The organism is Pseudoalteromonas sp. CR1 (assembly GCF_019392235.1).
Lineage (GTDB): Bacteria > Pseudomonadota > Gammaproteobacteria > Enterobacterales > Alteromonadaceae > Pseudoalteromonas.
Map to the genome: position 1 here is coordinate 480959 of NZ_JAHXRM010000001.1, position 23198 is coordinate 504156.

Annotated in this window: 22 protein-coding genes; 16 read left to right on the plus strand and 6 right to left on the minus strand. The window is 39.6% G+C overall.

Going from position 1 to position 23198, the window contains the following annotated elements:
• The first annotated feature begins 8 nt into the window (after nt 1-8).
• The 10 genes from lspA (at nt 9) to KZZ04_RS02305 (ending at nt 9428) form a co-directional block, all read left to right on the plus strand.
• Nucleotides 9-509 (plus strand): signal peptidase II, encoded by a 501-nt coding sequence (gene lspA / locus KZZ04_RS02260; protein WP_219421685.1) that lies wholly within the window; start codon nt 9-11, stop codon nt 507-509.
• A complete protein-coding gene (gene fkpB / locus KZZ04_RS02265) occupies nt 506-946 on the plus strand; it encodes an FKBP-type peptidyl-prolyl cis-trans isomerase (protein WP_006792779.1) in 441 nt (146 codons plus the stop codon). Before lspA ends, fkpB begins: the two co-directional genes overlap by 4 nt.
• On the plus strand, nt 946-1875 hold the full coding sequence (gene ispH, locus KZZ04_RS02270) for a 4-hydroxy-3-methylbut-2-enyl diphosphate reductase (protein ID WP_058551006.1): 930 nt from the start codon (nt 946-948) through the stop codon (nt 1873-1875). The genes fkpB and ispH overlap by 1 nt, the downstream gene beginning before the upstream one ends.
• A 40-nt stretch (nt 1876-1915) precedes the next feature.
• Nucleotides 1916-2950 carry a sensor histidine kinase gene (locus KZZ04_RS02275; protein WP_138528710.1) on the plus strand — a complete coding sequence of 345 codons (1035 nt, stop codon included), beginning with the start codon at nt 1916-1918 and terminating at the stop codon, nt 2948-2950.
• Nucleotides 2947-3654 (plus strand): LytTR family DNA-binding domain-containing protein, encoded by a 708-nt coding sequence (locus KZZ04_RS02280; RefSeq protein ID WP_138528708.1) that lies wholly within the window; start codon nt 2947-2949, stop codon nt 3652-3654. Before KZZ04_RS02275 ends, KZZ04_RS02280 begins: the two co-directional genes overlap by 4 nt.
• Before the next feature lie 105 nt (nt 3655-3759).
• Nucleotides 3760-4320: a type IV pilus modification protein PilV gene (pilV, locus tag KZZ04_RS02285; protein WP_219421686.1), complete on the plus strand. Its 561-nt coding sequence runs from the start codon at nt 3760-3762 to the stop codon at nt 4318-4320.
• Between the two features lie 2 nt (nt 4321-4322).
• Nucleotides 4323-5324, plus strand: a complete 1002-nt coding sequence (locus KZZ04_RS02290; RefSeq protein WP_058403471.1) for a PilW family protein — start codon at nt 4323-4325, stop codon at nt 5322-5324.
• A complete protein-coding gene (locus tag KZZ04_RS02295) occupies nt 5312-5815 on the plus strand; it encodes a hypothetical protein (protein WP_058403470.1) in 504 nt (167 codons plus the stop codon). The genes KZZ04_RS02290 and KZZ04_RS02295 overlap by 13 nt, the downstream gene beginning before the upstream one ends.
• A gap of 1 nt (nt 5816) precedes the next feature.
• Nucleotides 5817-9002 (plus strand): pilus assembly protein, encoded by a 3186-nt coding sequence (locus KZZ04_RS02300; protein WP_219421687.1) that lies wholly within the window; start codon nt 5817-5819, stop codon nt 9000-9002.
• A 9-nt stretch (nt 9003-9011) separates the two neighbouring features.
• A complete protein-coding gene (locus KZZ04_RS02305; protein ID WP_058403468.1) occupies nt 9012-9428 on the plus strand; it encodes a type IV pilin protein in 417 nt (138 codons plus the stop codon).
• A gap of 2 nt (nt 9429-9430) precedes the next feature.
• Here KZZ04_RS02305 and KZZ04_RS02310 read toward each other — a convergent pair whose 3' ends face one another.
• Both KZZ04_RS02310 and KZZ04_RS02315 read right to left on the minus strand, forming a co-directional pair.
• Nucleotides 9431-9958, minus strand: coding sequence for a GspH/FimT family pseudopilin (locus KZZ04_RS02310; RefSeq protein WP_138528702.1), 528 nt, complete (start codon nt 9956-9958; stop codon nt 9431-9433).
• Nucleotides 9959-10035: 77 nt separating this feature from the next.
• On the minus strand, nt 10036-10587 hold the full coding sequence (locus KZZ04_RS02315) for a GspH/FimT family pseudopilin (RefSeq protein ID WP_058403466.1): 552 nt from the start codon (nt 10585-10587) through the stop codon (nt 10036-10038).
• Between the two features lie 159 nt (nt 10588-10746).
• Here KZZ04_RS02315 and glnB point away from each other — a divergent pair, with 159 nt between their 5' ends.
• The gene (glnB, locus tag KZZ04_RS02320; RefSeq protein WP_006792790.1) at nt 10747-11085 is read left to right on the plus strand and encodes a nitrogen regulatory protein P-II; all 339 of its coding nucleotides are present in this window, start codon (nt 10747-10749) and stop codon (nt 11083-11085) included.
• A 58-nt stretch (nt 11086-11143) separates the two neighbouring features.
• Here glnB and KZZ04_RS02325 read toward each other — a convergent pair whose 3' ends face one another.
• Complete coding sequence (locus KZZ04_RS02325) at nt 11144-11908, minus strand: outer membrane protein assembly factor BamD (protein ID WP_006792791.1); 765 nt, start codon at nt 11906-11908, stop codon at nt 11144-11146.
• Between the two features lie 141 nt (nt 11909-12049).
• Between KZZ04_RS02325 and rluD the strand changes: the two genes are divergently transcribed.
• The 3 genes from rluD (at nt 12050) to clpB (ending at nt 16432) form a co-directional block, all read left to right on the plus strand.
• Nucleotides 12050-13027 (plus strand): 23S rRNA pseudouridine(1911/1915/1917) synthase RluD, encoded by a 978-nt coding sequence (rluD, locus tag KZZ04_RS02330; RefSeq protein WP_006792792.1) that lies wholly within the window; start codon nt 12050-12052, stop codon nt 13025-13027.
• Nucleotides 13027-13758, plus strand: a complete 732-nt coding sequence (gene pgeF, locus KZZ04_RS02335) for a peptidoglycan editing factor PgeF (RefSeq protein ID WP_219421688.1) — start codon at nt 13027-13029, stop codon at nt 13756-13758. The genes rluD and pgeF overlap by 1 nt, the downstream gene beginning before the upstream one ends.
• Nucleotides 13759-13855: 97 nt before the next feature.
• Nucleotides 13856-16432 carry an ATP-dependent chaperone ClpB gene (gene clpB / locus KZZ04_RS02340; protein ID WP_219421689.1) on the plus strand — a complete coding sequence of 859 codons (2577 nt, stop codon included), beginning with the start codon at nt 13856-13858 and terminating at the stop codon, nt 16430-16432.
• A 64-nt stretch (nt 16433-16496) separates the two neighbouring features.
• On the opposite strand, the gene KZZ04_RS02345 is transcribed toward clpB, so the two are convergent.
• A complete protein-coding gene (locus KZZ04_RS02345) occupies nt 16497-18044 on the minus strand; it encodes a PAS domain-containing methyl-accepting chemotaxis protein (RefSeq protein ID WP_138528903.1) in 1548 nt (515 codons plus the stop codon).
• Between the two features lie 430 nt (nt 18045-18474).
• Here KZZ04_RS02345 and gshA point away from each other — a divergent pair, with 430 nt between their 5' ends.
• Nucleotides 18475-20052, plus strand: coding sequence for a glutamate--cysteine ligase (gshA, locus tag KZZ04_RS02350; RefSeq protein WP_138528696.1), 1578 nt, complete (start codon nt 18475-18477; stop codon nt 20050-20052).
• 135 nt (nt 20053-20187) lie between these two features.
• Nucleotides 20188-20802 carry a transglycosylase SLT domain-containing protein gene (locus tag KZZ04_RS02355; protein ID WP_138528694.1) on the plus strand — a complete coding sequence of 205 codons (615 nt, stop codon included), beginning with the start codon at nt 20188-20190 and terminating at the stop codon, nt 20800-20802.
• A 43-nt stretch (nt 20803-20845) separates the two neighbouring features.
• Here KZZ04_RS02355 and KZZ04_RS02360 read toward each other — a convergent pair whose 3' ends face one another.
• Nucleotides 20846-22117, minus strand: coding sequence for an HlyC/CorC family transporter (locus KZZ04_RS02360; protein ID WP_138528692.1), 1272 nt, complete (start codon nt 22115-22117; stop codon nt 20846-20848).
• 61 nt (nt 22118-22178) lie between these two features.
• Nucleotides 22179-22985 carry an inner membrane protein YpjD gene (locus KZZ04_RS02365; protein ID WP_219421690.1) on the minus strand — a complete coding sequence of 269 codons (807 nt, stop codon included), beginning with the start codon at nt 22983-22985 and terminating at the stop codon, nt 22179-22181.
• Nucleotides 22986-23198: the final 213 nt, after the last annotated feature.

Consider the following 23198-nt stretch of genomic DNA (forward strand, 5'->3'; position numbering starts at 1 on the left):
TATTGTTAGTGAGCAAACTAGCCCAAAAAAGTGGTTTAGTGTGGTTGTGGTTGAGTCTATTGCTTTTAGCAATAGACTTTGCCAGCAAAACACTTGTTGTAAATACGATGGCTTATAGCGAGTCTATCAATTTACTACCTGTTTTTAGTATTACCTATGTGCATAATTACGGTGCTGCTTATAGTTTTTTAAGTGATGCCGGTGGTTGGCAACGTTGGTTTTTAAGCGCAATTGCAATTGCGATAAGTGCCTTATTAGTGTGGTGGCTAAAAAGATTACCTGCTACTAATAAAGTGTTATGTGGTGCTTACTCGTTAGTGCTTGCTGGCGCTATTGGTAATTTATACGACCGTATTGCTTACGGTTATGTAATTGACTTTATTCACGTATTTTATGAAGACTCATATTTTCCTGTATTTAACTTTGCTGATTGTGCTATTTGCGTTGGCGCGGCATTGTTATTATTTGACGCCTTTACAGGCGAGAGTCCGAAGGAGCACAAAGCATGAGCCAAGCTGTAATTGGTGAGAACTCGCAAGTTATTTTTCATTTTTCTATAAAACTTGAAGATGGCTCTGCCGCTGATTCAACTAAAGTGCATAACAAACCTGCAAAATTAACAATGGGCGATGGTAGCTTAACAGCAAATTTTGAGAAGTGCCTATTGGGTTTAAGTGCAGGCGAAAGTAAAACGTTTGAACTAGAGCCTGAAGATGCATTTGGTCAGCCAAATCCAGATAATATTTATTACGTTGATCGTAGTAAATTTGGCGCAGAGACACCTGCTAAAGTAGGTGCCATTATTGCGTTTACACAACCTGATGGAACAGAACTTCCTGGGTTAGTGCGTGAAGTGCAAGGTGAGTCGGTTACGATTGATTTTAATCACCCGTTATCTGGGCAGCGCTTAACATTTGAAGTGGATATTATTGAGGTAGAGGGCTAATGGATATTTTATTAGCTAACCCACGTGGTTTTTGTGCTGGCGTTGACAGAGCAATTAGTATAGTAGAGCGCGCTTTAGATATTTTTGAAAAGCCAATTTACGTGCGTCATGAAGTTGTTCATAACAAATATGTTGTAGATGGCTTAAAAAATCGTGGTGCTGTGTTTGTCGAAGAATTGCACCAAGTACCAGACGATAGCATTGTTATATTTAGTGCTCATGGCGTTTCGCAAGCCGTTCGTTCTGAAGCCAAGCGCAGAGAACTAAAAGTGTTTGATGCAACATGTCCACTTGTTACCAAAGTACATATGGAAGTAACCCGCGCAAGCCGCAAGGGGACTGAATGTATTCTTATTGGTCATCACGGTCACCCTGAAGTTGAAGGCACCATGGGGCAATACGACAACAATGCTGGCGGTATATATTTAGTTGAAACCGTTGACGATGTTATTGCGCTTAATGTTAAAGATGCAGAAAATTTATTTTATTGTAGTCAAACAACACTCTCTGTTGATGACACCGCAGATGTCATTGACGCATTACGAGAAAAGTTTCCAGCAATTGACGGCCCGCGCAAGGATGATATTTGTTATGCAACACAAAATCGCCAAGATGCTGTGCGTGATTTAGCTGATAAAGTTGATGTGCTTTTAGTTGTCGGTGCAAAAAACAGCTCAAACTCAAATCGATTGCGCGAACTTGCGGATAAAATGGGCACAACCGCTTATTTAATTGATGATGCGACTGACGTACAAGAGCAATGGGTTTCAAGTGCTAATTCAGTGGGAGTGACTGCCGGTGCATCTGCGCCTGAAGTGCTTGTTCAACAAGTAATCAGTCGTTTGAAAGAACTTGGCGGTAAGCAAGTTGTCGAAAATCCAGGCGAAGAAGAAAATATCGTATTTGCTGTTCCTGTGGAGCTGCGTTAATCTATATAAATTAACTATTTAGATTACAAGGAGAGCTGTCATGAGCAAGTCGCTTCAATCGGATGCACTGCTTTTTTCGGCTCTTTTTAATGAGCGAGGTGTACTTGCCTCGCTTGTTGTCACTCAAGTTATAGCGGTCGTTTTAGCATTTGCTCCGCACGCTCAGGGGGATATATGGCTTAGGCTTGGGATAATTAGCTTATTTCTACACTTAATCGTTTTATCAAGTACGTCCTCGTTATATATAGCCAGACCTTTATTGCAAAATCGTTCTCATGTTTTGCAACTTTCACTTTTTTTTGTTTCTTTTTTATTATTTACCAGCTTATTTAGTGTTTTATTTTCGCACTTTGCGTTTGACATAAATACAACTAAACACCTTATTTATTTTGTAATGCAGAATATTATTATTGTCGCTTTTTTGGTTGCGTTGTTTGTGCAGTTTTTACTTATTCATGCTGAAAAAGAGAAGCAAACTAAGGCACTTTCACGTGCAGAATTAGATGCTTTACAGGCACGAATTCGTCCACATTTTTTATATAACAGCTTAAATACCGCAGCAGAATTAACGCATCACGATGCCGCGGCCGCAGAGCAAGCTATCTTAGCATTAGCTGCATTATCTCAAGCAGCAATGCGTTCTGGTAAAAGCGTGCTACTAAACGATGAGGTAACACTGAGTAAGCAATATATTGCTTTAGAAACATGGCGCTTTGGTGAGCGATTAAAAGTTAATTGGCTCATTCCAGAAGAATTACCAGCATTGAATATACCGTGTCTATCACTCCAGCCATTGCTTGAAAACGCAGTATGCCATGGTGTTGAAACAAGTGAAGACGGCGCAACCATTAATGTAGAGCTGCACATAACCACGGGTTATATTACTATGATTGTTTCAAACCCAATCACAGCATCAAAAGTGCAGACTAGGCCTAATAACGGCATGGCGCTTGAAAATATTCGTCAGCGTTTAAATATTTACTATAAAAATAAAGCGCAGCTTACTATTACCAATAGGGACAACGTATACAGAGTAAAAGTCGTTATCCCTAAGCACATGGAGAATAGCTTATGAATGTACTAATTGTTGATGACGAACCATTAGCTAGAATGCGCTTAAAACGGCTCTTAGCAAATGAAAACAGCATAACGATAAAAGCAGAAGCGGCAAATGGTAATGAAGCGTTGAAGCTTGCTAACAAGTATAATCCCGATTTAATTTTCTTAGACGTTGATATGCCCGGTATTAATGGCCTGCAAGTTGCGTATGAGCTTAACAGCTTGGCTTTGCCGCCAGCAATAGTATTTATAACAGCTCACCCTGAACATGCATTGGATGCACTGCAGTTAAGTGCTGCAGGGTATTTAGTTAAACCGGTTACCGAGCAGTCTTTAGCTAAAGTACTAGAACAACTAGGGCGTATAAATAAAGCGCATGTACAAAAGCAGCAATCACCTAAAATTAGTTATCAGGTAGCAGGGGTGATAAAAAGTGTAGATCTTGAAAATATTTTCTATTTTAATGCGCAGGAAAAATACACGAATATGGTTTTTGAAGGTGGAGAAGCCTTTGTTGAACAAAGTTTAAAACAGTTAGAGCTACTTTACCCAGCTCAATTGTTAAGAATTCATAGAAACACCCTAGTAAATAAAAATAAACTGCTGTGTTTAAAAACACAACGTGCTGGTTTACATACTATTGAACTTGCTGGTTGCACAGAGCCGTTGGCCGTAAGTCGACGGGAACTAAAAGCAGTTAAAAATATATTAAAAGTCTAGTTGTTAACCGTTTATCAACAAATCCTACCGCTCATCCTAGTAAGTATTGAATCTAAATTTTAATGTCATAAACTTATAATCAGATAATTTTTATTTGGTTTTGGTATGCAATCGTCTCAAACAAAATTTCAAAAAGGCTTCACACTAATTGAAGTACTCATTGCATTTATTATTTTAAGCTTTGGCTTATTGGGGGCCGTCGCTTTGCAAGCTAAGGCTAAGCAAGCAAGCTTTGATTCTATGCAGCGAGCTGCAGCTGTTGCGCTTGGAAACGACATTATTCAGCGCATTCGTGCAAATGATACACCGCAATTAGCTGGGCTTTATGCTAAAACATTTAACAGTGAAACCTCCACATCAACGTCTCAAACTTGTTTCAGTGCAAGCTGTAGTGCAGCGCAAGTGGCGGCTTTAGATTTAGAACAATGGAAAAGAGCAATCAGAGCGCGAGAGAACACAGGTGCCTTAGATGATGCAACTGTGTGTATTACGCCAACGGCAGTTGGTGGGTCAGGTGGTAAAGCGTTTAACTTAGAAGTGATTATTTCATGGCAAGGTAGGCAAGAGTTTACAGCTAATGATGCAACAGCTGCGATTGAGTGTGGCGAATCAGACAAAAAGCGTCGTTTAGTTGTTTTAACTAGTTACATTTACTTAAGGAGCTAAGCATGAAGCAAAAAGGGTTTACCCTTGTAGAAATGATGATCTCGCTTTTTATAGGTGGTTTAGTTCTTGGTGGCGTTATGTTTACCTACATTGGTATGAAAGTAACCACAAAAGACACCATGACCATCGGTGAGATCCAAGAGTCTGCGCGTCTTGCTATTAATATTATGCAGCGAGATATAGAACAAATTGGGTTTTGGGGCACATACTACGATGACTCATTTGTCGCAGGTAACACCACAAGGGCTTCAGCAACAACCCCTGCACCAGATTGTTTTGAAGGGGCTAATAATGGGAGTTTTCCTGATTTAGCGTCTACCACTAACTTTAGAACTATTTATGCAAAGGTTGCTGAAGAGTCTAAAGAACTTAACTGTGTGAGTAACCCTGTAAAAAGTACAGATATTTTACAGCTTAAGTTTTTACAGGGAAATCGTTTAACAGTAGGAGCTGCAGGAAACGAAACCCAAGCGGGTCAAAATTACTTTGTTGCTGAGCAAGAAAGAGCGCAATTTGTGCGCGGCGTGGTTAATGCTGGTGCGCTAAATATTAATGCAACTGTTTGGCCCTATAGCCACCATGTTTATTATGTTTCTGAGCAAACCTATAAAGTTAATAATAAAAATATTACCGTTCCCGCATTGATGAGAAAACGCTTGGTGGGCGGCAATATTTCTACAGAGACAATCATGGAAGGCGTAGAAAATATGCGTTTTGTTTTTGGTCTCGACACAAATAGTGACAGCCGCATTGATACCTATAAAAGTATCAGCGATATGGAACATTCAGACTGGGAAGACCGAAAGGGTATTTTAACTGTTCAAGTATTCTTATTGATAAGAGCTTTACAAGAAGATCCGGGGCTTAAAATAAAAAACCAAACGTATACCTTGGGCGAAGACGATAATAAGCGTCAATTAACATTTAACGACAGTTACAGACGCACCGTATTTACTACCACTATTCGATTAAACAACGTTGGATCAAACTTATGGCGTATTTAAAAAACTCACCTAACAAGCAGCAGGGTGTTGTGCTTATTACAGCATTGATCATGGTTATAGCCGTTACCGGTATTGCTGTAACACTTATGAGCAGCAGTAGTATTGACGTTAAAATTACAAATGCAGCGCAAGAGCGAGAAGTCGCTGAAAATGAACTGATTGGTGAAGTGCAAAGAATGATTTCTGATGAGGCTAATAAAGGAGCTGCAAACCAGTTTTTTTTAACGCCGGATGAAGTATCACATCACTCAGGTGATAATGGCGAAGGTATGACGATTGCAACACATGGCGATATGCAAAGTAAAATGATTAACCTAAACAAAGGAGCGCTTGATTTAGAGTGCCCAAGGCGTTTTAACTTTACCGCGGGTATATCGTGCAACATGTTACAGGTTGCTACAACTGTTGAATATGGTTCTAAAGCGAAGCACTCACTCACAATTGTGACGGGTGTAGCACAAGAAATGGCTAGTATGAGTAAGGGAATTTAAGATGAGTTTTAAATTAAATAAAGTGCTAGCGGCATTTCTTGGCTTGGCGGTCAGTGCAACAGCAAGTGCAGAAGACATTGAGTTATATGTAAACCATAATGTAGAAACTGATGAAAACCCAAGAGTATTAATGATATTTGATACGTCAGGCAGTATGGCTTGGGATGTGACTGATGGTGGGCAGTGTTATCGTCGCTACCAAAATGGACAATTTTATCAATCAGATTGTTTTAAAAGTCAGCCTTATTTTAATTACACACAGCAGTGCTACAAATCGGTTAACGGATTTGCTCAAGCTATTTGTGAAGATAGCCGACTTTTAGTCGCTAAAAATGCGATCACACAACTAGTTAATGATAACGATGATATTGATTTTGGTTTAATGCGTTTTAACGGAAACTCTGGAGGTTATGTACTTGCAAGGTCTGGTGCTAGCAAATCAAATATATTAAAAGAAATTGATGACTTGCCAGCAAGCGGTTCAACGCCAATAACAGAGACTCTCTGGGAGGCATACCGTTATATAACAGGTGCAAGTCTCGATTTTGCAAATGGTATAAATAATCGGGATAAAAGCGCAGATGCAAGCGGGAACTATAAGTCGCCCTTTAAAAAAAATTCAGGCGATCCTTTAAGGTGTGACAACTCAATAAATTTGATATTAATGACAGATGGCGACCCTACGAATGATAGTGGCCGTGATAATCAAATAAGAAATGTTCACAATGATATATTTGACGACTCAATTCCTTTTGTTGATGGTGACTATTCAAATAGCTATTTAGTGGCTTTATCTAAAATTATTCATGGCACCAACAACACAAAGGTAGATTTATACACAGACACTAGCGATGTTTTAGATACGGGTAGAGTGTATACCATTGGTTTTGGTACAGGTATGAGTGAAGACGGTATTAAGCTACTAGAGGGAGCGGCTTCTGTTGGTGGCGGACAATATTTAGAAGCTCGAACATCTGAAGCTTTGTCTGAAGCACTCAAAAATACAATTTCTCGTATTAGAGAGGTAAACGACAGCTTTTCATCTCCTTCTGTGGCAAGTAATAACGTAGATCAAACCCGAAGCCGCGACGCTATTTACTTTGCAATGTTTTATCCTGAAACCGGTGCACGTTGGCGTGGTAACCTTAAGAAATTAAAAGTATCGGGCAGTCAAATTGTTGACTCAACGGGCAACCAGGCTCTTGATGAAAATGGACTGATTGACGAAAGTGCCAAAACGTTTTGGTTACCTAGCGGTGAAGCTGCCGATGGTAATTTAGTGGCCCAAGGTGGGGTAAATCTTCATTTAACTAATCTTGATTCAGACAGCCGTAACTTATACACAGAGAATCAAGGACAAGTTATTACGTTTAATACAAGTACTGTAACAGATATTCTTGATTTGGTTGACGATAACCCGATTAGCTTATCGAGCAAGGATATTAAATGGGCTATGGGTATAGATGTAGACGATGAAGATGGTGATGGGTCAAGTGTAGATCAGCGTAAAGATATATTTGGCGACCCTTTACATTCAAAACCTGTAGCCATTGATTATGGTAACGATGATATCAGGGTTTTAATTGGCACTAATGCAGGCTTTTTACATATGTTTAAAGATTCTGATACCAGTGTGAGTGAAAGCTGGGCATTTATTCCTTCAGCCTTATACGACATTATTGAGCCGCTTAGGAATAACCAAGCTGATACAAAAGTTTATGGTATGGATGGACCCATTAGTGTTTATTTTAGTAATAAAAACCTAAACAGCGATGGATTAAATGATGGCATTATCGACGCCAGCGGGGACGACAAAGTGTGGGCGTTTGCAGGTATGCGCCGCGGTGGTGAAAATTACTATGCGCTTGATATTACTAATCCAGATGAGCCTAAAAAGCTGTGGGATAACCCAATTGAAGGCGGTAAAGGAGATTTCAAAGAATTAGGTCAGTCGTGGTCTAAGCCACAGATAGCCTATATTAAAGCATTTGGTGATAAACCATTACTTATATTTGGAGCAGGCTACGATATAAATAAAGATGAGGCTATTAGAAGTAATGATGGTATTGGCCGAGGTATATATATTGTTGAGGCTGAAACTGGTAAAAGAGTATGGGCTTTGACACCTAGCATTAATGGGTTTAAGGGCGAGCACAGCATTGCTGCCGATATTACTACATTAGACTCTGACTATGATGGCTACATAGACAGAATATACGCAGCCGATACAGGCGGTGATGTGTGGCGTATAGATATGCCCGGTACAAACACCAATGATTTTAGTCATTTCAAACTGGCAGAACTTGGCAGTAACAAAGCAACAGAAGACAGGCGCTTTTTTTACAAGCCACTGGTTGCGCGTACTATTTACAGCAAAGTATCAGAAACGACGATCAACGGTAAAAAAGTGATTACACGTCTGGATACACCGTATGATGCAATAGTTATAGGTAGTGGTAACCGCTCTAAACCAACCGGTACAAATGAGCAAGACCAACTGTTTATGATAAGAGATGAAAACACTGTCACACAAACGTTTAAATCAAACGCACCAGACACCATTAAACCAGATGATTTAATGCTCATGAATTCAGACCCGTTTGGTAATGCACTTGATGATGTGGACGATTTTGTAGATTTAGAAATAGACTTAGCAAAATTTAATGGCTGGCGTTACGAGTTAGGCACTGGTGAAAAGTCACTTGCCGCTTCAACTGTTGTTGGTGGTGTTGCGTACTTTACTAGCTTTACTCCAGCATCAGAAACATCAACAGAGAATCAATGTTCGCTCAGTGGCGGGGGGGGCTCATTGTATGCTTTCCACCTGCATTACGGGACAAAAGTGTATGACGACCTGAAATTTTCAACCAGTTATGATGTACCTGATACACCGCAACTTTACTTTGGAGAAGGCCCTTCATGTGCCGATGGTAATGGCGATGGTAAGTGCGATGACAACCCAACCCTATCTGTAACACAAGAAAGCCAATTTTATCTCATTGGGCCGGGTATTAAAGGAGAAAATGCACAAAACCCAATGAGGCCAGTTGAGATCACAGGCCCTGGTTTAAATGTAGTTGATGGTAAAGTACAGCTTGTTAACCCTGATAATACATTAGGCTTTGGATTTAGAACGCAACAAACGTATATCTATAAGCGTGAAGAAAATGATGAAGTTGGAAATTAAGGAATAAAAATGAATAAGCAACGAGGATTTACCTTGATTGAGCTGATGATAGCGGTGGCTATTGTTGGCATTATAGCAGCGGTTGCAGTGCCCAATTACACAGAATATGTAAAACGAGCATCAAGAGCGGAAGCTGCTGCAGCACTTTTAGATACGGCAAATAAACAAGAGCAATTCTTTGTAGATAACCGTGAATACACAGAAACATTTGCAGACTTAGGGCTTCAAAATAAAACCGAAAATGGGCATTTTGAATTATCTATTGATGTAGTTGATGGCAATGCATTTACTATAAAAGCAAAGCCAATTGCAGGTGCTGTAAAAGGTGATAACGACTGCAAGGAGTTATCTATTACCGATACAGGTTTAAAGGGCGCTAAAGGTGCCAAAGGTAACTCAGATATTGACTATTGCTGGGGCCGTTGAGTTTAATTTTTTTGGCATTTATCGGTTGATTTAATCCGTATTCTGCCCGTTTGACTTACCGATAAAGCCAACCCTTCTAGGTTGGCTTTTTCATTTGGGCAGTAAATAAACGTCCCATTTTGAAAACCGTTTAATGAACCATCAGGGCGAAAAGTAATTGCAGTGCGAGGGTATTCAAGCGCGTCAGCATCATGAACCTTTTCAAAGGTACTAAGTAATAGCTCATCATCATCTAATGTCGTTGATTTATCTTTGTCGATAAATAAGGACATTTGCCCATCCCACTCATCTTTTGAGCATTCACCCTCGTCTAACGAGCAAAGAGTAACGTAAGTCGCGTTTTCAATAGCATACAAACGACCATAATTTATTGTGCGATGCAGCAGGCTTACATGATTTTCTAGCCTGTTTTTAGCTAGAAAATCAGGATAGTACCACATAGATATTTGACTGATTATGCTTACAACAGCCAGTGTAATCATAAGTTCAAGAAGCGTGATCCCTTTACTTTTCGATATTGATAACCTCATCCCTGAAGTCCTAAATTAATAAGCGTTAATTTAGTTTAGTAAATGAAAAAAATATGACAAGATAAATTGGTTGTTTTTTAACCGCACGTTTTTGTGCTATCACCTAAGTAAAACGCTGTGCCAGATTGAGAAACGCTAAGGGCTTTATTGTTATCTGTTCCATTATTAGGGCAAAAAACAAACTCCCCTGGGTTTGTTGTAATTCGACCGCTCGTATTAAAACGTAACCGCTTTGAGTTGCCTGTAAATTTAACTTTATCTTCTAGGCTAATTTTTTCCATTACCCGTAGTAAAGAGTCTGTAGAGCTGTTGTAGTTACCACTGTTATCTGAGTCGATAAAAACAATAATAATTTTATTTTTGTCCCATTTATTTCGGCATTGCATAGTGTCGTTTTGGTTTTTTACTTCGCCATGTTGCGCTGCACATATTACAACTATTTCATCGGTGCTTGCCGCTTGTGAGCGGGCATAACTAATATTTCTTTTCAGCTCTAGTAAAAAGTTTTCAGCACGGTTTTCTTCTAACATATCGCTACTATTCCAAAAAGCGATAGACGCTATAATGCCAACAATTGCGACGGTTACCATTAATTCTAAAAGTGTGAATCCTGATTGTTTAATTTTCATAACGATCTCATTTACAGCTAATTTTTGTATTACGATTCTTATATGGCCAAAATTATATCATGGCTGATTAATTTATCACCGTAATTCAATTGCTTTGTTTGCTATGAACCTTATGATTGTCTAAAATCGTGGCATCTAAAGCTTTAAAAAGTAATTAACATGAAAAAAATAGAAGCAATTATAAAACCATTCAAACTTGATGACGTACGCGAAGCGTTGTCAGAAGTGGGCATTAACGGTATGACAGTAAGTGAGGTGAAAGGTTTTGGTCGACAAAAAGGCCACACAGAGCTTTATCGTGGTGCTGAGTATATGGTTGATTTTCTACCGAAAGTTAAGCTTGATATCGTATTGGCTGACGAAAGTGTTGACCGCGCCATTGAGGTTATTGTAAAAACCGCGCAAACCGGAAAAATCGGTGATGGTAAAATATTTGTCACTGAGGTTGAGCGTGTAGTTCGTATTCGTACTGCAGAAGAAGATGAAGACGCAATTTAAACTAAGTTTAAAAAAGCTCAGACAGTAAAAAGGCGCTTTAAAAGCGCCTTTTTTGTATTTACTGTGTTCTTTTATTTAGCGCTTGGGCTTTTTTTGCGTTTTGGCTTAATTCGGTTAAACCTAACTTTTCGTAACTTTTTTGCATCATATCAAGCGCTGCATTTAAGTAACTACTTTGCGAGTAGTGTTCAACAACAAACTTACCACGGTTAGCTGCGGCTAAGTATGCTTCGCGCTCGTAGTAGTATGTGGCTACTTTTAGCTCGTAACGTGCCATACGGTTTAATAACCATACTAAACGACGTTTTGCTTCAGGTGCGTAACCGCTTTGTGGAAAACGTTTTACAAGTGTTGATAAATCAGTAAAGGCAACGCGTGTTCTGTTAGCATCTCTGTCTGCTCTATCAATACCAAAGTATTCTTGGAACGCATTTTTGTCTGCTTTAATATTTACCAAACCACGCATGTAATACATGTAATCTAGATCTTTATGATTTGGGTTCAAACGAATAAAGCGGTCAATAGTTGCTAATGCTTGTTCAGTGTTACCCGACTGGTAGTGAGCGTACACTAAATCCATTTGCACTTGCTTTGAGAATGGCCCAAATGGGTAGCGCGAATCAATAGCTGATAAAAGCTCAATTGCACGGGCATATAAGCCTGAATCTAGCGTTTCTTTTGCATCTTCGTATAAAGCTTGTGCTGATCTATTTGGTACGCGTTGAATGTCTTCTTGGTCAGGTGCTGACGAACAGGCACCTAAACTAAGTACCGAAACTGAAAAAACGATGGCAAATGCACGTTTCCCTATTTTATTTATCATTTTATTTGTTACCTTCGATGTCTTCGGCTAGGCCAAGTCGGTAAAACCGAGTAAACTATACGTATTATATTATGCTTTTATTAAAAGCGATTCTAACCCAGTCGAGCAAAGCTTGCACTGGTAAATTGGGTAAAGTTACGAATGACAGAGCAAATTTCTCTTCAAGCCGAGGTTCCAACCGACTTAGGTGGTAAACGTCTAGACCAAGTATTAGCGCAATTGTTCCCTGATTATTCACGTTCACGTATAAAAACGTGGATTTTGGATGATAAAATCACCGTTGATGGCGAAATATTAAACACACCGCGCACAAAATTGTTAGGCGGCGAAGTGTTAAATGTTGAAACAACCATTGAAGCACCGCGTGAATACCTTGCACAAAATATCGACTTAAACATTGTTTATGAAGATGACCATATTTTAGTTATTAATAAACCGATGGGATTAGTGGTTCATCCTGGTGCGGGTAATCCAGATGGCACTGTACTTAATGCATTATTGCACCATTACCCTGACATAATAAATGTGCCTCGTGCGGGTATTGTTCATCGACTAGATAAAGATACAACAGGTTTAATGGTTGTTGCTAAAACAATTCAAGCGCAAACACACCTTGTTAAAGCATTGCAAAAACGCGAAAACTTCACTCGTGAGTATGAAGCGCTTTGTAACGGCACTATGACCGCTGGTGGAATGGTTGAAAAACCAATTGGCCGCCATGCAACACAGCGTACTCACATGGCAGTGCATGAAATGGGTAAGCCTGCTATAACGCATTACCGTGTTGCTGAAAAATTTCGTGCGCATACGCGTTTACGCTTGCGTTTAGAAACGGGCCGTACTCACCAAATTCGTGTACATATGGCTTATTTAAACCATCCGCTAATTGGCGATCAGTCATACAATGGCCGTCCGCGTCCACCAAAGGGTGCAACACCGCAGTTATTTGAGTTACTTCGTAGCTTTAAACGCCAAGCCTTACATGCAGTAAAATTAAGTATTGCGCACCCAATTACGGGCGAAATGATGACATGGCAAGCACCTATCCCAGATGATATGGTAGAAATGACGTTAGCACTTCGTGAAGATACACAGGCTAACCCAGATATCGATAGATAATGCAGTTGCTATCAGCACCATGGCAAAGCCTCCACAATGTAAGTACTTTGAGTACTAAACGTGAAGGCGGTGTGTCAAAGGCCCCATACAATAGTTTAAATTTGGGGCTTCATGTTAATGATAGCCACGCTGATGTATTACAAAATCGCTTAGTACTCAATAATATCCTCCCAAAGCCAGCTATCTGGCTGAATCAAATACACAGTGCAAATGTAATTACAGTTGATAAGAAGTTTGATTTTAATAAATTACATGATGCCGATGCACTCTATACGCGTTTAGTTGACCAACCCTTGGCTATAATGACTGCTGATTGCCTACCTATATTGCTTGCGAGTAATGATGGGACTGAGGTAGCGGCTATTCACGGCGGTTGGCGAGGGTTAGAACAAGGCATTATCCAAAATACACTTAAATGCTTTACTGCTCCTAAAAATAAAATTTACGCATGGCTTGGACCCGCAATCGGAGCGCAACAGTTTGAGGTAGGCGCCGAGGTATTTGAGTTATTTAACAATCAATCCCCGCAGTTTGCTGATGTATTTAATTTACAGCCAAATAATAAGTATCTTGCTGATATTTATGGTATTGCACATATTTTATTAACCCAGCTTGGCGTTAAAAATATTACTGGCGGCGAATATTGCACTGTATCTCAACCTGATTTATTTTTTTCTTATCGTCGCGATGGACAAACAGGGCGTATGGCAAGTTTGATCTGGCGCAAGTAATTAACAATTTAAAGAATATATTTTCTTTAGCATCTTGAACAAATCGTGCAACATACCCATTTATTAATCAATTAGATTTTTTAATAGGTAGCCCCCCATGCGTTTAGATAGATTTACAAGTAAATTTCAATCTGCGCTTTCTGATGCGCAATCGCTGGCCCTTGGTCGCGACCATCAATTTATTGAACCCGTTCATTTAATGTATGCATTGCTCCAGCAAAGCGGCTCAAGCGTTCGTGCACTGTTTGCTCAAACAGGTGTAAGTGCAGACGAGCTTAATACAAAGCTGTCTCAAGAAATAGAAAAGCTTTTTAAAGTAGAAGGTGTTGGGGGCGACGTACAGCTATCAAATAATATGGCTACGCTTATAAATTTATGTGATAAGTACGCTCAAAAGCGCAAAGATAAATTTATTTCGAGCGAACTATTTGTGTTGGCTGCATGCGACGATAAAGGGCCGCTTGGAGATATATTTAGATCACTTAATATCACTGCAACAAAAATAGAAAGCGCCATAAAAGCAATCCGTGGGGGTCAAAAGGTTGACGACCCGAATGCGGAAGAAACGCGTCAAGCTTTAGAAAAGTATACAATTGATTTAACCGAACGCGCAGAGCAAGGCAAGCTTGACCCTGTTATAGGTCGAGACGACGAAATACGCCGTACTATCCAGGTATTACAGCGCAGAACTAAAAACAACCCGGTACTTATTGGCGAGCCTGGGGTTGGTAAAACCGCCATAGCAGAAGGCTTAGCGCAGCGTATTATTAATGGTGAAGTACCAGAGGGATTAAAAAATAAACGCGTACTGTCACTTGATTTAGGAGCCTTGGTTGCTGGTGCTAAATTTAGAGGTGAATTTGAAGAGCGTTTAAAATCGGTTTTAAACGAGTTGGCAAAAGAAGAAGGCCAAGTCATTTTATTTATTGATGAAATTCATACCATTGTGGGTGCAGGTAAAAGCGATGGCGCAATGGATGCAGGCAATATGCTTAAGCCTGCGCTCGCACGTGGCGAGCTGCATTGTGTAGGCGCAACCACACTAGACGAATACCGTAAATACATAGAAAAAGATGCAGCCCTTGAGCGCCGTTTTCAAAAAGTATTAATCGAAGAGCCTTCAGTTGAAGACACTATTGCAATATTGCGTGGTTTAAAAGAACGTTATGAACTGCATCACTCAGTTGAAATCACCGACCCTGCAATTGTTGCTGCCGCGCAGTTATCGCATCGTTATATTAGCGACCGTCAGTTACCTGATAAAGCAATAGATTTAATTGATGAAGCCGGCTCTTCTATTCGTTTGCAAATTGATTCGAAGCCGGAGTCATTAGATAAACTTGAGCGCCGTATTATTCAGTTAAAACTCGAAGATAATGCTCTCGCTAAAGAAAAAGATGAAGCCAGCCAAAAACGCCGTAGTGAAATGCAAGAGCTCATAACCGATCTTGATGGTCAATACCGCGAACTTGATGAAATTTGGAATGCCGAAAAAGCATCACTGCAAGGTACGCAAGTAATTAAAGCGGAGCTTGAACAAGCTCGGCTTGATTTAGATGTAGCTCGAAGAGCAAGTGATTTACAGCGTATGTCTGAGTTGCAATATGGTCGTATTCCAGAGCTTGAACGCAAGTTAGATTTAGCGTCACAAGCTGAAATGCAAGACATGACGTTGCTTAAAAACCAAGTAGGCGAAGATGAAATTGCAGAAATACTCTCTCGTTGGACAGGTATTCCTGTATCTCGAATGCTACAGGGGGAACGTGAAAAACTGTTGCAAATGGAAGATAAACTGCATAGTAAAGTAATAGGGCAAGACGAGGCCGTTGTGGCAGTGTCAAATGCGATTCGTCGCTCTCGAGCAGGACTTGCTGATCCTAACCGACCGATTGGCTCATTTTTGTTTTTAGGGCCAACAGGCGTAGGTAAAACAGAGCTGACTAAAGCCCTTGCTGGGTTTATGTTTGACACAGAAGATGCCATGGTACGCATTGATATGTCTGAATTTATGGAAAAACATTCTGTTGCTCGTTTAGTGGGAGCGCCTCCTGGTTATGTAGGATATGAAGAAGGGGGCTACTTAACAGAAGCTGTTCGCCGTAAGCCATATTCGGTCATATTACTTGATGAAATAGAAAAAGCACATCCCGACGTGTTTAATATTTTATTGCAAGTACTCGACGACGGCAGGTTAACCGACGGACAAGGGCGTACTGTTGATTTTAAAAATACCGTAATCATCATGACCTCAAATTTAGGTTCAGATATTATTCAAGAGCAGGCGGGTAATAATGATTACGCAACACTAAAATCAAAAGTAATGGATGTATTGATCAGTGAATTCAGACCTGAGTTTATAAACCGCATTGACGAAACGGTGGTATTTCATCCGCTAGCGAATCAGCACATTAAAGAGATTGCTGATATTCAGTTAATGAAGTTACGTGAACGTTTAACTGAGATGGGGTACTTATTAGAAATTAGCGACGCAGCTCTCGACACTATTGCTGCAAGTGGATTTGATCCTGTGTATGGTGCACGTCCATTAAAACGAGCCATTCAGCAAACGATTGAAAACCCATTGGCACAAAAGTTACTCAATGGTGATTACATTCCAGGATGTGTCATTGTTATTGATGCTGGCAGTGATGGGTTAGTATTTACTAGCCGGTAAATAATTATAAAAACCGCTTAGTTGCCTACCTCATACAACTAAGCGGTTTTTTAACCTATAATGTTTATACTTTAAAAGTTAATAGCAAGTCATTTACTTTTCGTGAGCCTTCAACCAGTTCTGCTGCACCTTTAGCTACTTCAAAGCTTAAACTCAAATTGTTATCGCCAAAGGCTTTAATATCAGTCACATTGTTGCTGATATCGTTACTCACCATTTGTTGCTCTTCTGCTGCAGACGATATTTGAATGGCTAAATGCGATATTTCACTAATTTGAGAAAAAATACCTTCCAGTTCCACTTGCGTTTTTTCTGTGGTATTTACACAATTATCTGCCTGTTCTTTAGTATCTTGCATCACTTTTGACCAGCTAAATAAGGTATCTTGTATTTCTTTTATTGAGCTGTGAATTTGTGTTGTAGCACTTTGTGTACGAGACGATAAAGTTCTTACTTCATCGGCAACGACAGCAAACCCTCTTCCGTGTTCACCTGCCCTTGCTGCTTCTATTGCTGCGTTAAGTGCAAGTAGGTTTGTTTGATCTGCAATGCCTTCTATTTCACTCATTACTTGACCAATTTTATCAGCTTCTGATGCCAAACTGCTTGCAGTGCTTGCTGCATGCTCAACTTGAACGGCCAGATCTGAGATCATATTACTGTTATCGGCAATGTGTATTTTAATTTCAGAGCAACTGCTGTGTGTTGCATTAACTTTATCTGCGGTTTCAGCTGTGTTTACTGAAATTTCGCCAATGGTCGATCCCATTTGTGTCATCGCAGATGCAATCTGTTCTAAACGCTCTCCCTGAGAGGCAATGCCTTTTTCGGTAAGCGTTGACTGTTTGTCTAAATTAGTCGCAATACTATTAAAGTTATAAGTTGAGTCTTTCATACGGCCAAGCACCGTACGTAATTTTGCATTTAGCAGTTGTTCTTTGAAGTCACTCACGCTGTGGGCTGTGGTGCCGCTGTAAATATAGCGAGAAACAGAATCTGATTTCGCTTTATGCTCACGTAATATTTTTGGGGTTGCAACAAGCTCATCGTAATTTAGGGCGACTACTAATACACAAACAATAACGTTAAGCAAAGTAATGGCTATTGGGCCAAATACCGCAGAGCTTATTAACCAAAGTAACACACACGCGATGGTGATACTTTGCCTTACTCCTGTTTGCTCACGAATACTAAATAACGATTTTTTAGCATTAAGTGTATCGTATAAGCTTTGCGCCTTATCTTTAAGCGCTTGGCTTGGCTTTGTTCTTACTGATTGATAACCAACGAGCTGACCATGTTCAAAAATTGGGGTAACAAAAGCGTCAACCCAATAGTAGCGACCATCTTTACAGCGGTTTTTTACCATACCACGCCAAGAGTGACCTTGTTTTAATGTTTCCCACATTTCTTTGAACGCCGCTTTGGGCATATTTGGGTGACGAACTATATTATGATTTTTGCCAACAAGCTCTTGTATTGAGTAACCAGCAACGGTGCAAAACTCTGTATTGGCGTAGGTAATAACACCTCGTAGATCGGTTGTAGAAACAAGCTCTTGTGACTCATCAAAGAGAACTTCTTCATTAATTAGTGTTTTATTACTGTGCATTGCATTCACTATCATCCTTTTTAATTAATTGAAGTATATTCAGTTATTTATACAAAGCAAAATTACAGCTCGTTTATATTTATATTTAAGGTAAATCTAATGCTTTATTGATCTGTATCAAGTTTTTTTAAGTTAACAATGTTTACCAAATAAAATTTGAATTGTTTATTAGTAATTACAGGTCTTTTGAACAGCTTGGTTTAATACTGCTATATTAGCAAATAGCTACGTAAAGCAATTGTATAAAGTGAATAGCAATGGCAAGATTACAACATCATTGCATGAAGATAGTTATATCAAGCGTATGCTCAAATCATGGATATGAGGACTAATTGAAAAAACTATATTGTTCTTAACAATTTAATCTTGAGTAATCGGTAATTAGCCCCCATAACCGAATGATTACGCCACGTGGCCTGAGGAAATATTTTTGACAACACATGATCTAACAAATGCGCTTAACGCGTTATCAACTGGTGAACACCAAAACGCAATTAAGGGCATTAAGCGTGGCATTGAACGCGAGTCGCTAAGAATTCAAAGTAACGGTGCTATTTCTTCTCAAGGTCATCCAAAAGGGGTGGGGAGTGCATTAACTAACGGGCACATAACGACTGATTTTTCGGAGTCTTTACTCGAGTTTATTACGCCTGTTAGCGAGTCATCAACACAGACCCTGAAGCAGCTGCGCGACCTTCAAAAATTTACGCTTGAAAATATGGGTGATGAACTGCTTTGGCCCATCAGTATGCCTTGTTTTATAAATCATCAAGACGACATTGTACTTGCTCAGTTTGGTAGCTCAAATATAGGTAAAATGAAGACGCTTTACCGTGAAGGGCTAAAAAATCGATACGGCAGTATGATGCAGGCTATTGCTGGTGTGCATTTTAATATCTCTTTTCCAGAGTCACTTTGGAAGTCTCTGCACTCGTTAAAGCAAAGTAATGCGAGCTTGCAAGATTTTATATCTGATGGTTATTTATCCCTGATAAGAAACTTTAAACGTGAGCTGTGGCTTATTAGTTACATGTTTGGCGCATCGCCTGCACTGTGTAACTCATTTTTGCAAGGTCGAAAAACAGATTTACCATTTAAAAAGTTAGGTAAAGGCACCTTATATTTAGAGGTAGGAACTGCTCTGCGTTTAGGTAACTTAGGGTACACAAATAGTGCACAATCGTCGTTGCGTGTTATGTATAACTCGCTTGATGAATACGTTGCCGGTTTGAAAAAAGCTATCAATACGCCATCAGATATTTACAGTGATATTGACGACTACACTAGCGAACAGCCAAAACAGTTAAATAAAAACATTCTTCAAATAGAAAATGAGTTTTACTCGCCAATTCGCCCTAAACGTAATGCAAACAGTGGTGAGACACCAACGGATGCTTTATTAAGGGCAGGTATAGAGTATGTTGAAATTCGTGCACTAGATGTAAATCCGTTTAGTGAAGTGGGTATCGATATAGAGCAAATTCACTTTTTAGATGTATTTTTAACGTATTGCTTATTAAAAGATTCACCACAAATGGATTGGCAAGAACAAGCTCGTAGTACTGAAAACTTAGATGCGGTGGTAAATCAGGGCAGAGAGCAAGGGTTGATGCTCAATGATAATAATACTCCGCGTAGTCTGCAATCTTGGTGTCATCAAATATTCTCTCAATTAACAGATGTTGCAAAGTGGATGGATAAAGCTTACGGCGTTAGTTACTACTCAGAAACAATTGAGCGCATGAGCACATGGGTTAATGATCCTTCGCTTACTTACTCTGGGCGATATGTAGCAAAACTAAAAGAGTCAGGTTTAGACAATGGTCATTTTGCCTTAGACTTAGCAAATAAGTATAAGCAAAGCCACGTAAACACAGACTACAGTGAGTTTTTAAAGCCGTGGCTTGAGCAGCAAGTTGAGCTGTCAAATGAAGCTCAGCGTAGTATAGAAGATGCAGATGCGCAGTCGTTTACAATGTTTTTAGATGAGTACTTTCATAAAAACTGATACCCAATATGCACGCAAAAAAAACGCAGCCTAATATGGCTGCGTAAATACTATTCAGGGATGAAACAATGCTATACAGCTGCATTAATTACTACGACCAACACTTTTTATAAAAGTTCAGTGAGAACACAAAAAATGAACAAAAAAGCACTTATTTTATCTCTCACTCTCGCTTTTACCCTTGCCGGGTGTGCTACAGCGCCCCCTAAACAGCCAAACGATCTGTGTAAAATTTTTGAAGAAAAGCCTGACTGGTACTTTGATGCAAAAGACGCGCAAGATAAATGGGGCTCTCCTAAACATGTACTCATGAGCATGATGTATCAAGAAAGTTCATTTAAACACGATGCAGCGCCACCAATGGAATACTTTTTGTGGATCATACCAACAGGTAGAGCAAGCTCAGCATATGGCTATTCACAAGCCAAAACTCCTACTTGGGCTGATTACGTTCGTGAAACAGGGAACAGTGGAGCTGATAGAGATGACTTTGATGATGCAATCGATTTTATGGCATGGTTTGTTTATAAAACGCATAAAGTAAACGGCATTTCTAAATGGGATGCTTACGCTCAATACCTCAATTATCATGAAGGTTGGGGGGGATATAAACGTGGCACTTACAAGAAAAAAAAGTGGCTCATGAGCGTAGCTAACAAGGTAAAAAACAGAGCGAGCCGTTATGGTGCGCAATTAAAACGATGTGAGGATGAACTTGATAAAGGTTGGTTGGAACGGTTATTTACGTAATCGAAAAACAGCGTGAATAAGGAGCCTATTGGCTCCTTATTTGTTATTGGCGAGTACGCTTTTTAGGCTGTATTTTAACTAACTTAATCATGTTTTCTTTTACTTCGAGTACTTCTAATGGATAACCCGCAATACGTAAACTGATATTTGCGTCGGGGATATCTTCTAAATATTCAACAATTAAGCCACTCAATGTTTTAGGACCATCAAGAGGGAAGTCCCATTCCATTTCTTTGTTTAAGTCACGAACGTTTGCGCCACCATCTACAATAAACGAGCCATCAGATTGCGTAGTTACTTCTTCACTTGGCGTACGCGTTTGAGTGGTAGTAAAGTCGCCCACCACTTCTTCTAAAATGTCTTCAAGTGTTACTAATCCCTGAATATCGCCGTATTCATCGACCACTATACCAATTCGCTCTTTGGATTGTTGAAACTTAAAGAGCTGGGTATTTAGTGACGTCCCTTCAGGGATAAAGTATATTTCGCGAACGGCACGCAACAGCGACGGTTTGTCAAACTGCTCTTTTGTTAAAAGGCGCAGTGCATCACGTGAGTGAATAAAACCAACGGCATCATCAATGTTATCACGGTACAGTAAAACACGCGTATGCTGCGCATGTGTTAGTTGACGGCTAATTACTTTCCAATCGTCGTTTATATCAATTGCCACAATTTCGTTACGTGGGATCATAATGTCTTCAACAGTGACTTGCTCTAAATCTAAAATAGAAGTCAACATACTCTGGTGGCGAGCAGGTAATAAAGCACCTGACTCATTAACTACCGTTTTTAATTCTTCTTTACTCATGCTGTGCTCATCAATTTGAGCCGCACTAATACCAAATAAACGTAATATGCCGTTAGTTAGCCAGTTTACAACTACAACAAACGGGAACATTATTTTAAGTAACCCTTTAAGGATTACTGAGCTTGGGAAGGCTACTTTTTCAGGATAGAGCGCTGCAAGTGTTTTAGGCGTTACTTCGGCAAATATAAGTACAACTAAGGTAAGCACACCTGTTGCTACCGCAATACCTAAATCACCATATAAACGAATACCTATAATAGTGGCTACTTGAGCCGCCGCTATATTTACTAAGTTGTTACCAATTAAAATGAGACCTATAAGCCTATCGGGACGGCTAAGTAACTTACTGACTCGTTTAGCTGCGCGGTGATCTTGCTTTGCAAGATGTCGCAAGCGTATACGATTGATTGACATGATCCCGGTTTCTGAACCAGAAAAATAAGCAGAAAAAAGTACCAATAATCCTAATGAGATAAACAGGGTACTTGTCGATATGTCGTCCAACGATGGATCCTTTTTTTATAAATCAATGCGTATTAAGCTAGAGTGAGCTACTAGAGTCAAGTTAAAACTTGTTTAGCACCACTTCTTGTACAAAACGGCTGCCAAAATAGGCCAATGTGAGGGTAAATGCTGCAACCATGATGGTAATGACCACAGGTTTACCACGCCAGCCTTGTTTAATATGGCCAAGTGCGACAACAACAAAAATTGCCCATGCTACCAACGAAAGTATGGTTTTATGGATAAACTCTTTGGCAAACATGCCATCGAGAAATACAAATCCGCAAACGAGCGCAACTGTAAGCAGTGCAGTGCCAAGATTAAGAAGTTGGTATAGCTGGCGCTCCACTACCATCAGTGGAGGCAAATGACTGTGCACAATAGCGAGGTCTTTGCGCTTAAGGCGTTTATCTATAAAGTAAAATTGTACGCCGTATAAGGTTGCAATAATCAAAATACAATAAGCAAGTAAGGAAAGTGATATATGAGCAACCAAACCAAGCTCAACGTCTATACTTTGCAGTAATATATGATGGGGTATAAACAAGCTCGCAACAGTTAAAAGGGCTGCAAATCCATACACCACAGGCAATAATAAAGTAGCTGGGAACTTAAGCGACACGGCAGTCACAGATACAACTATAACCCAACAAGTCAGCAGTGCTACATTTACGATGCTTAAATCTTGTCCGTCAGATCGAAATACCGAATTTACCAATAACAGCATATGCGCCAATATAGCAACAGTACTTAAAATGACCGTTATTTTTTGGCTAGGGCCTTGTTTATGAAAAAGCCGTGAAAGTACATGTGACGTTGCTAACACATAAAATATACTGGTGATAATAGTTAAACTGATAATCAGCATTTTGCTTGGGCCACTTAATTTGAGTCAAAAAAAATCCTTTCAAGTACAAACGCATTGTATTTTATAGCAACGCAAATGAATAGACCTTAAAAAAGAAACTTAATTCACTGCACTTGAACACTGTATTGTCCGCCACTATTTACGGTATACTGTTTTTAATTCAAATTTAATAATATCAATATCATTAGTCGAGCAGCTAGTTAAATCGGCTGC

Coding starts and splice junctions, on each gene's coding strand:
- fkpB (WP_006792779.1), top strand. CDS start 506: ATGAGCCAAGCTGTAATTGGTGAGAACTCGCAAGTTATTTTTCATTTT.
- ispH (WP_058551006.1), top strand. CDS start 946: ATGGATATTTTATTAGCTAACCCACGTGGTTTTTGTGCTGGCGTTGAC.
- KZZ04_RS02275 (WP_138528710.1), top strand. CDS start 1,916: ATGAGCAAGTCGCTTCAATCGGATGCACTGCTTTTTTCGGCTCTTTTT.
- KZZ04_RS02280 (WP_138528708.1), top strand. CDS start 2,947: ATGAATGTACTAATTGTTGATGACGAACCATTAGCTAGAATGCGCTTA.
- pilV (WP_219421686.1), top strand. CDS start 3,760: ATGCAATCGTCTCAAACAAAATTTCAAAAAGGCTTCACACTAATTGAA.
- KZZ04_RS02290 (WP_058403471.1), top strand. CDS start 4,323: ATGAAGCAAAAAGGGTTTACCCTTGTAGAAATGATGATCTCGCTTTTT.
- KZZ04_RS02295 (WP_058403470.1), top strand. CDS start 5,312: ATGGCGTATTTAAAAAACTCACCTAACAAGCAGCAGGGTGTTGTGCTT.
- KZZ04_RS02300 (WP_219421687.1), top strand. CDS start 5,817: ATGAGTTTTAAATTAAATAAAGTGCTAGCGGCATTTCTTGGCTTGGCG.
- KZZ04_RS02305 (WP_058403468.1), top strand. CDS start 9,012: ATGAATAAGCAACGAGGATTTACCTTGATTGAGCTGATGATAGCGGTG.
- KZZ04_RS02310 (WP_138528702.1), bottom strand. CDS start 9,958: ATGAGGTTATCAATATCGAAAAGTAAAGGGATCACGCTTCTTGAACTT.
- KZZ04_RS02315 (WP_058403466.1), bottom strand. CDS start 10,587: ATGAAAATTAAACAATCAGGATTCACACTTTTAGAATTAATGGTAACC.
- glnB (WP_006792790.1), top strand. CDS start 10,747: ATGAAAAAAATAGAAGCAATTATAAAACCATTCAAACTTGATGACGTA.
- KZZ04_RS02325 (WP_006792791.1), bottom strand. CDS start 11,908: ATGATAAATAAAATAGGGAAACGTGCATTTGCCATCGTTTTTTCAGTT.
- rluD (WP_006792792.1), top strand. CDS start 12,050: ATGACAGAGCAAATTTCTCTTCAAGCCGAGGTTCCAACCGACTTAGGT.
- pgeF (WP_219421688.1), top strand. CDS start 13,027: ATGCAGTTGCTATCAGCACCATGGCAAAGCCTCCACAATGTAAGTACT.
- clpB (WP_219421689.1), top strand. CDS start 13,856: ATGCGTTTAGATAGATTTACAAGTAAATTTCAATCTGCGCTTTCTGAT.
- KZZ04_RS02345 (WP_138528903.1), bottom strand. CDS start 18,044: ATGCACAGTAATAAAACACTAATTAATGAAGAAGTTCTCTTTGATGAG.
- KZZ04_RS02355 (WP_138528694.1), top strand. CDS start 20,188: ATGAACAAAAAAGCACTTATTTTATCTCTCACTCTCGCTTTTACCCTT.
- KZZ04_RS02365 (WP_219421690.1), bottom strand. CDS start 22,985: ATGCTGATTATCAGTTTAACTATTATCACCAGTATATTTTATGTGTTA.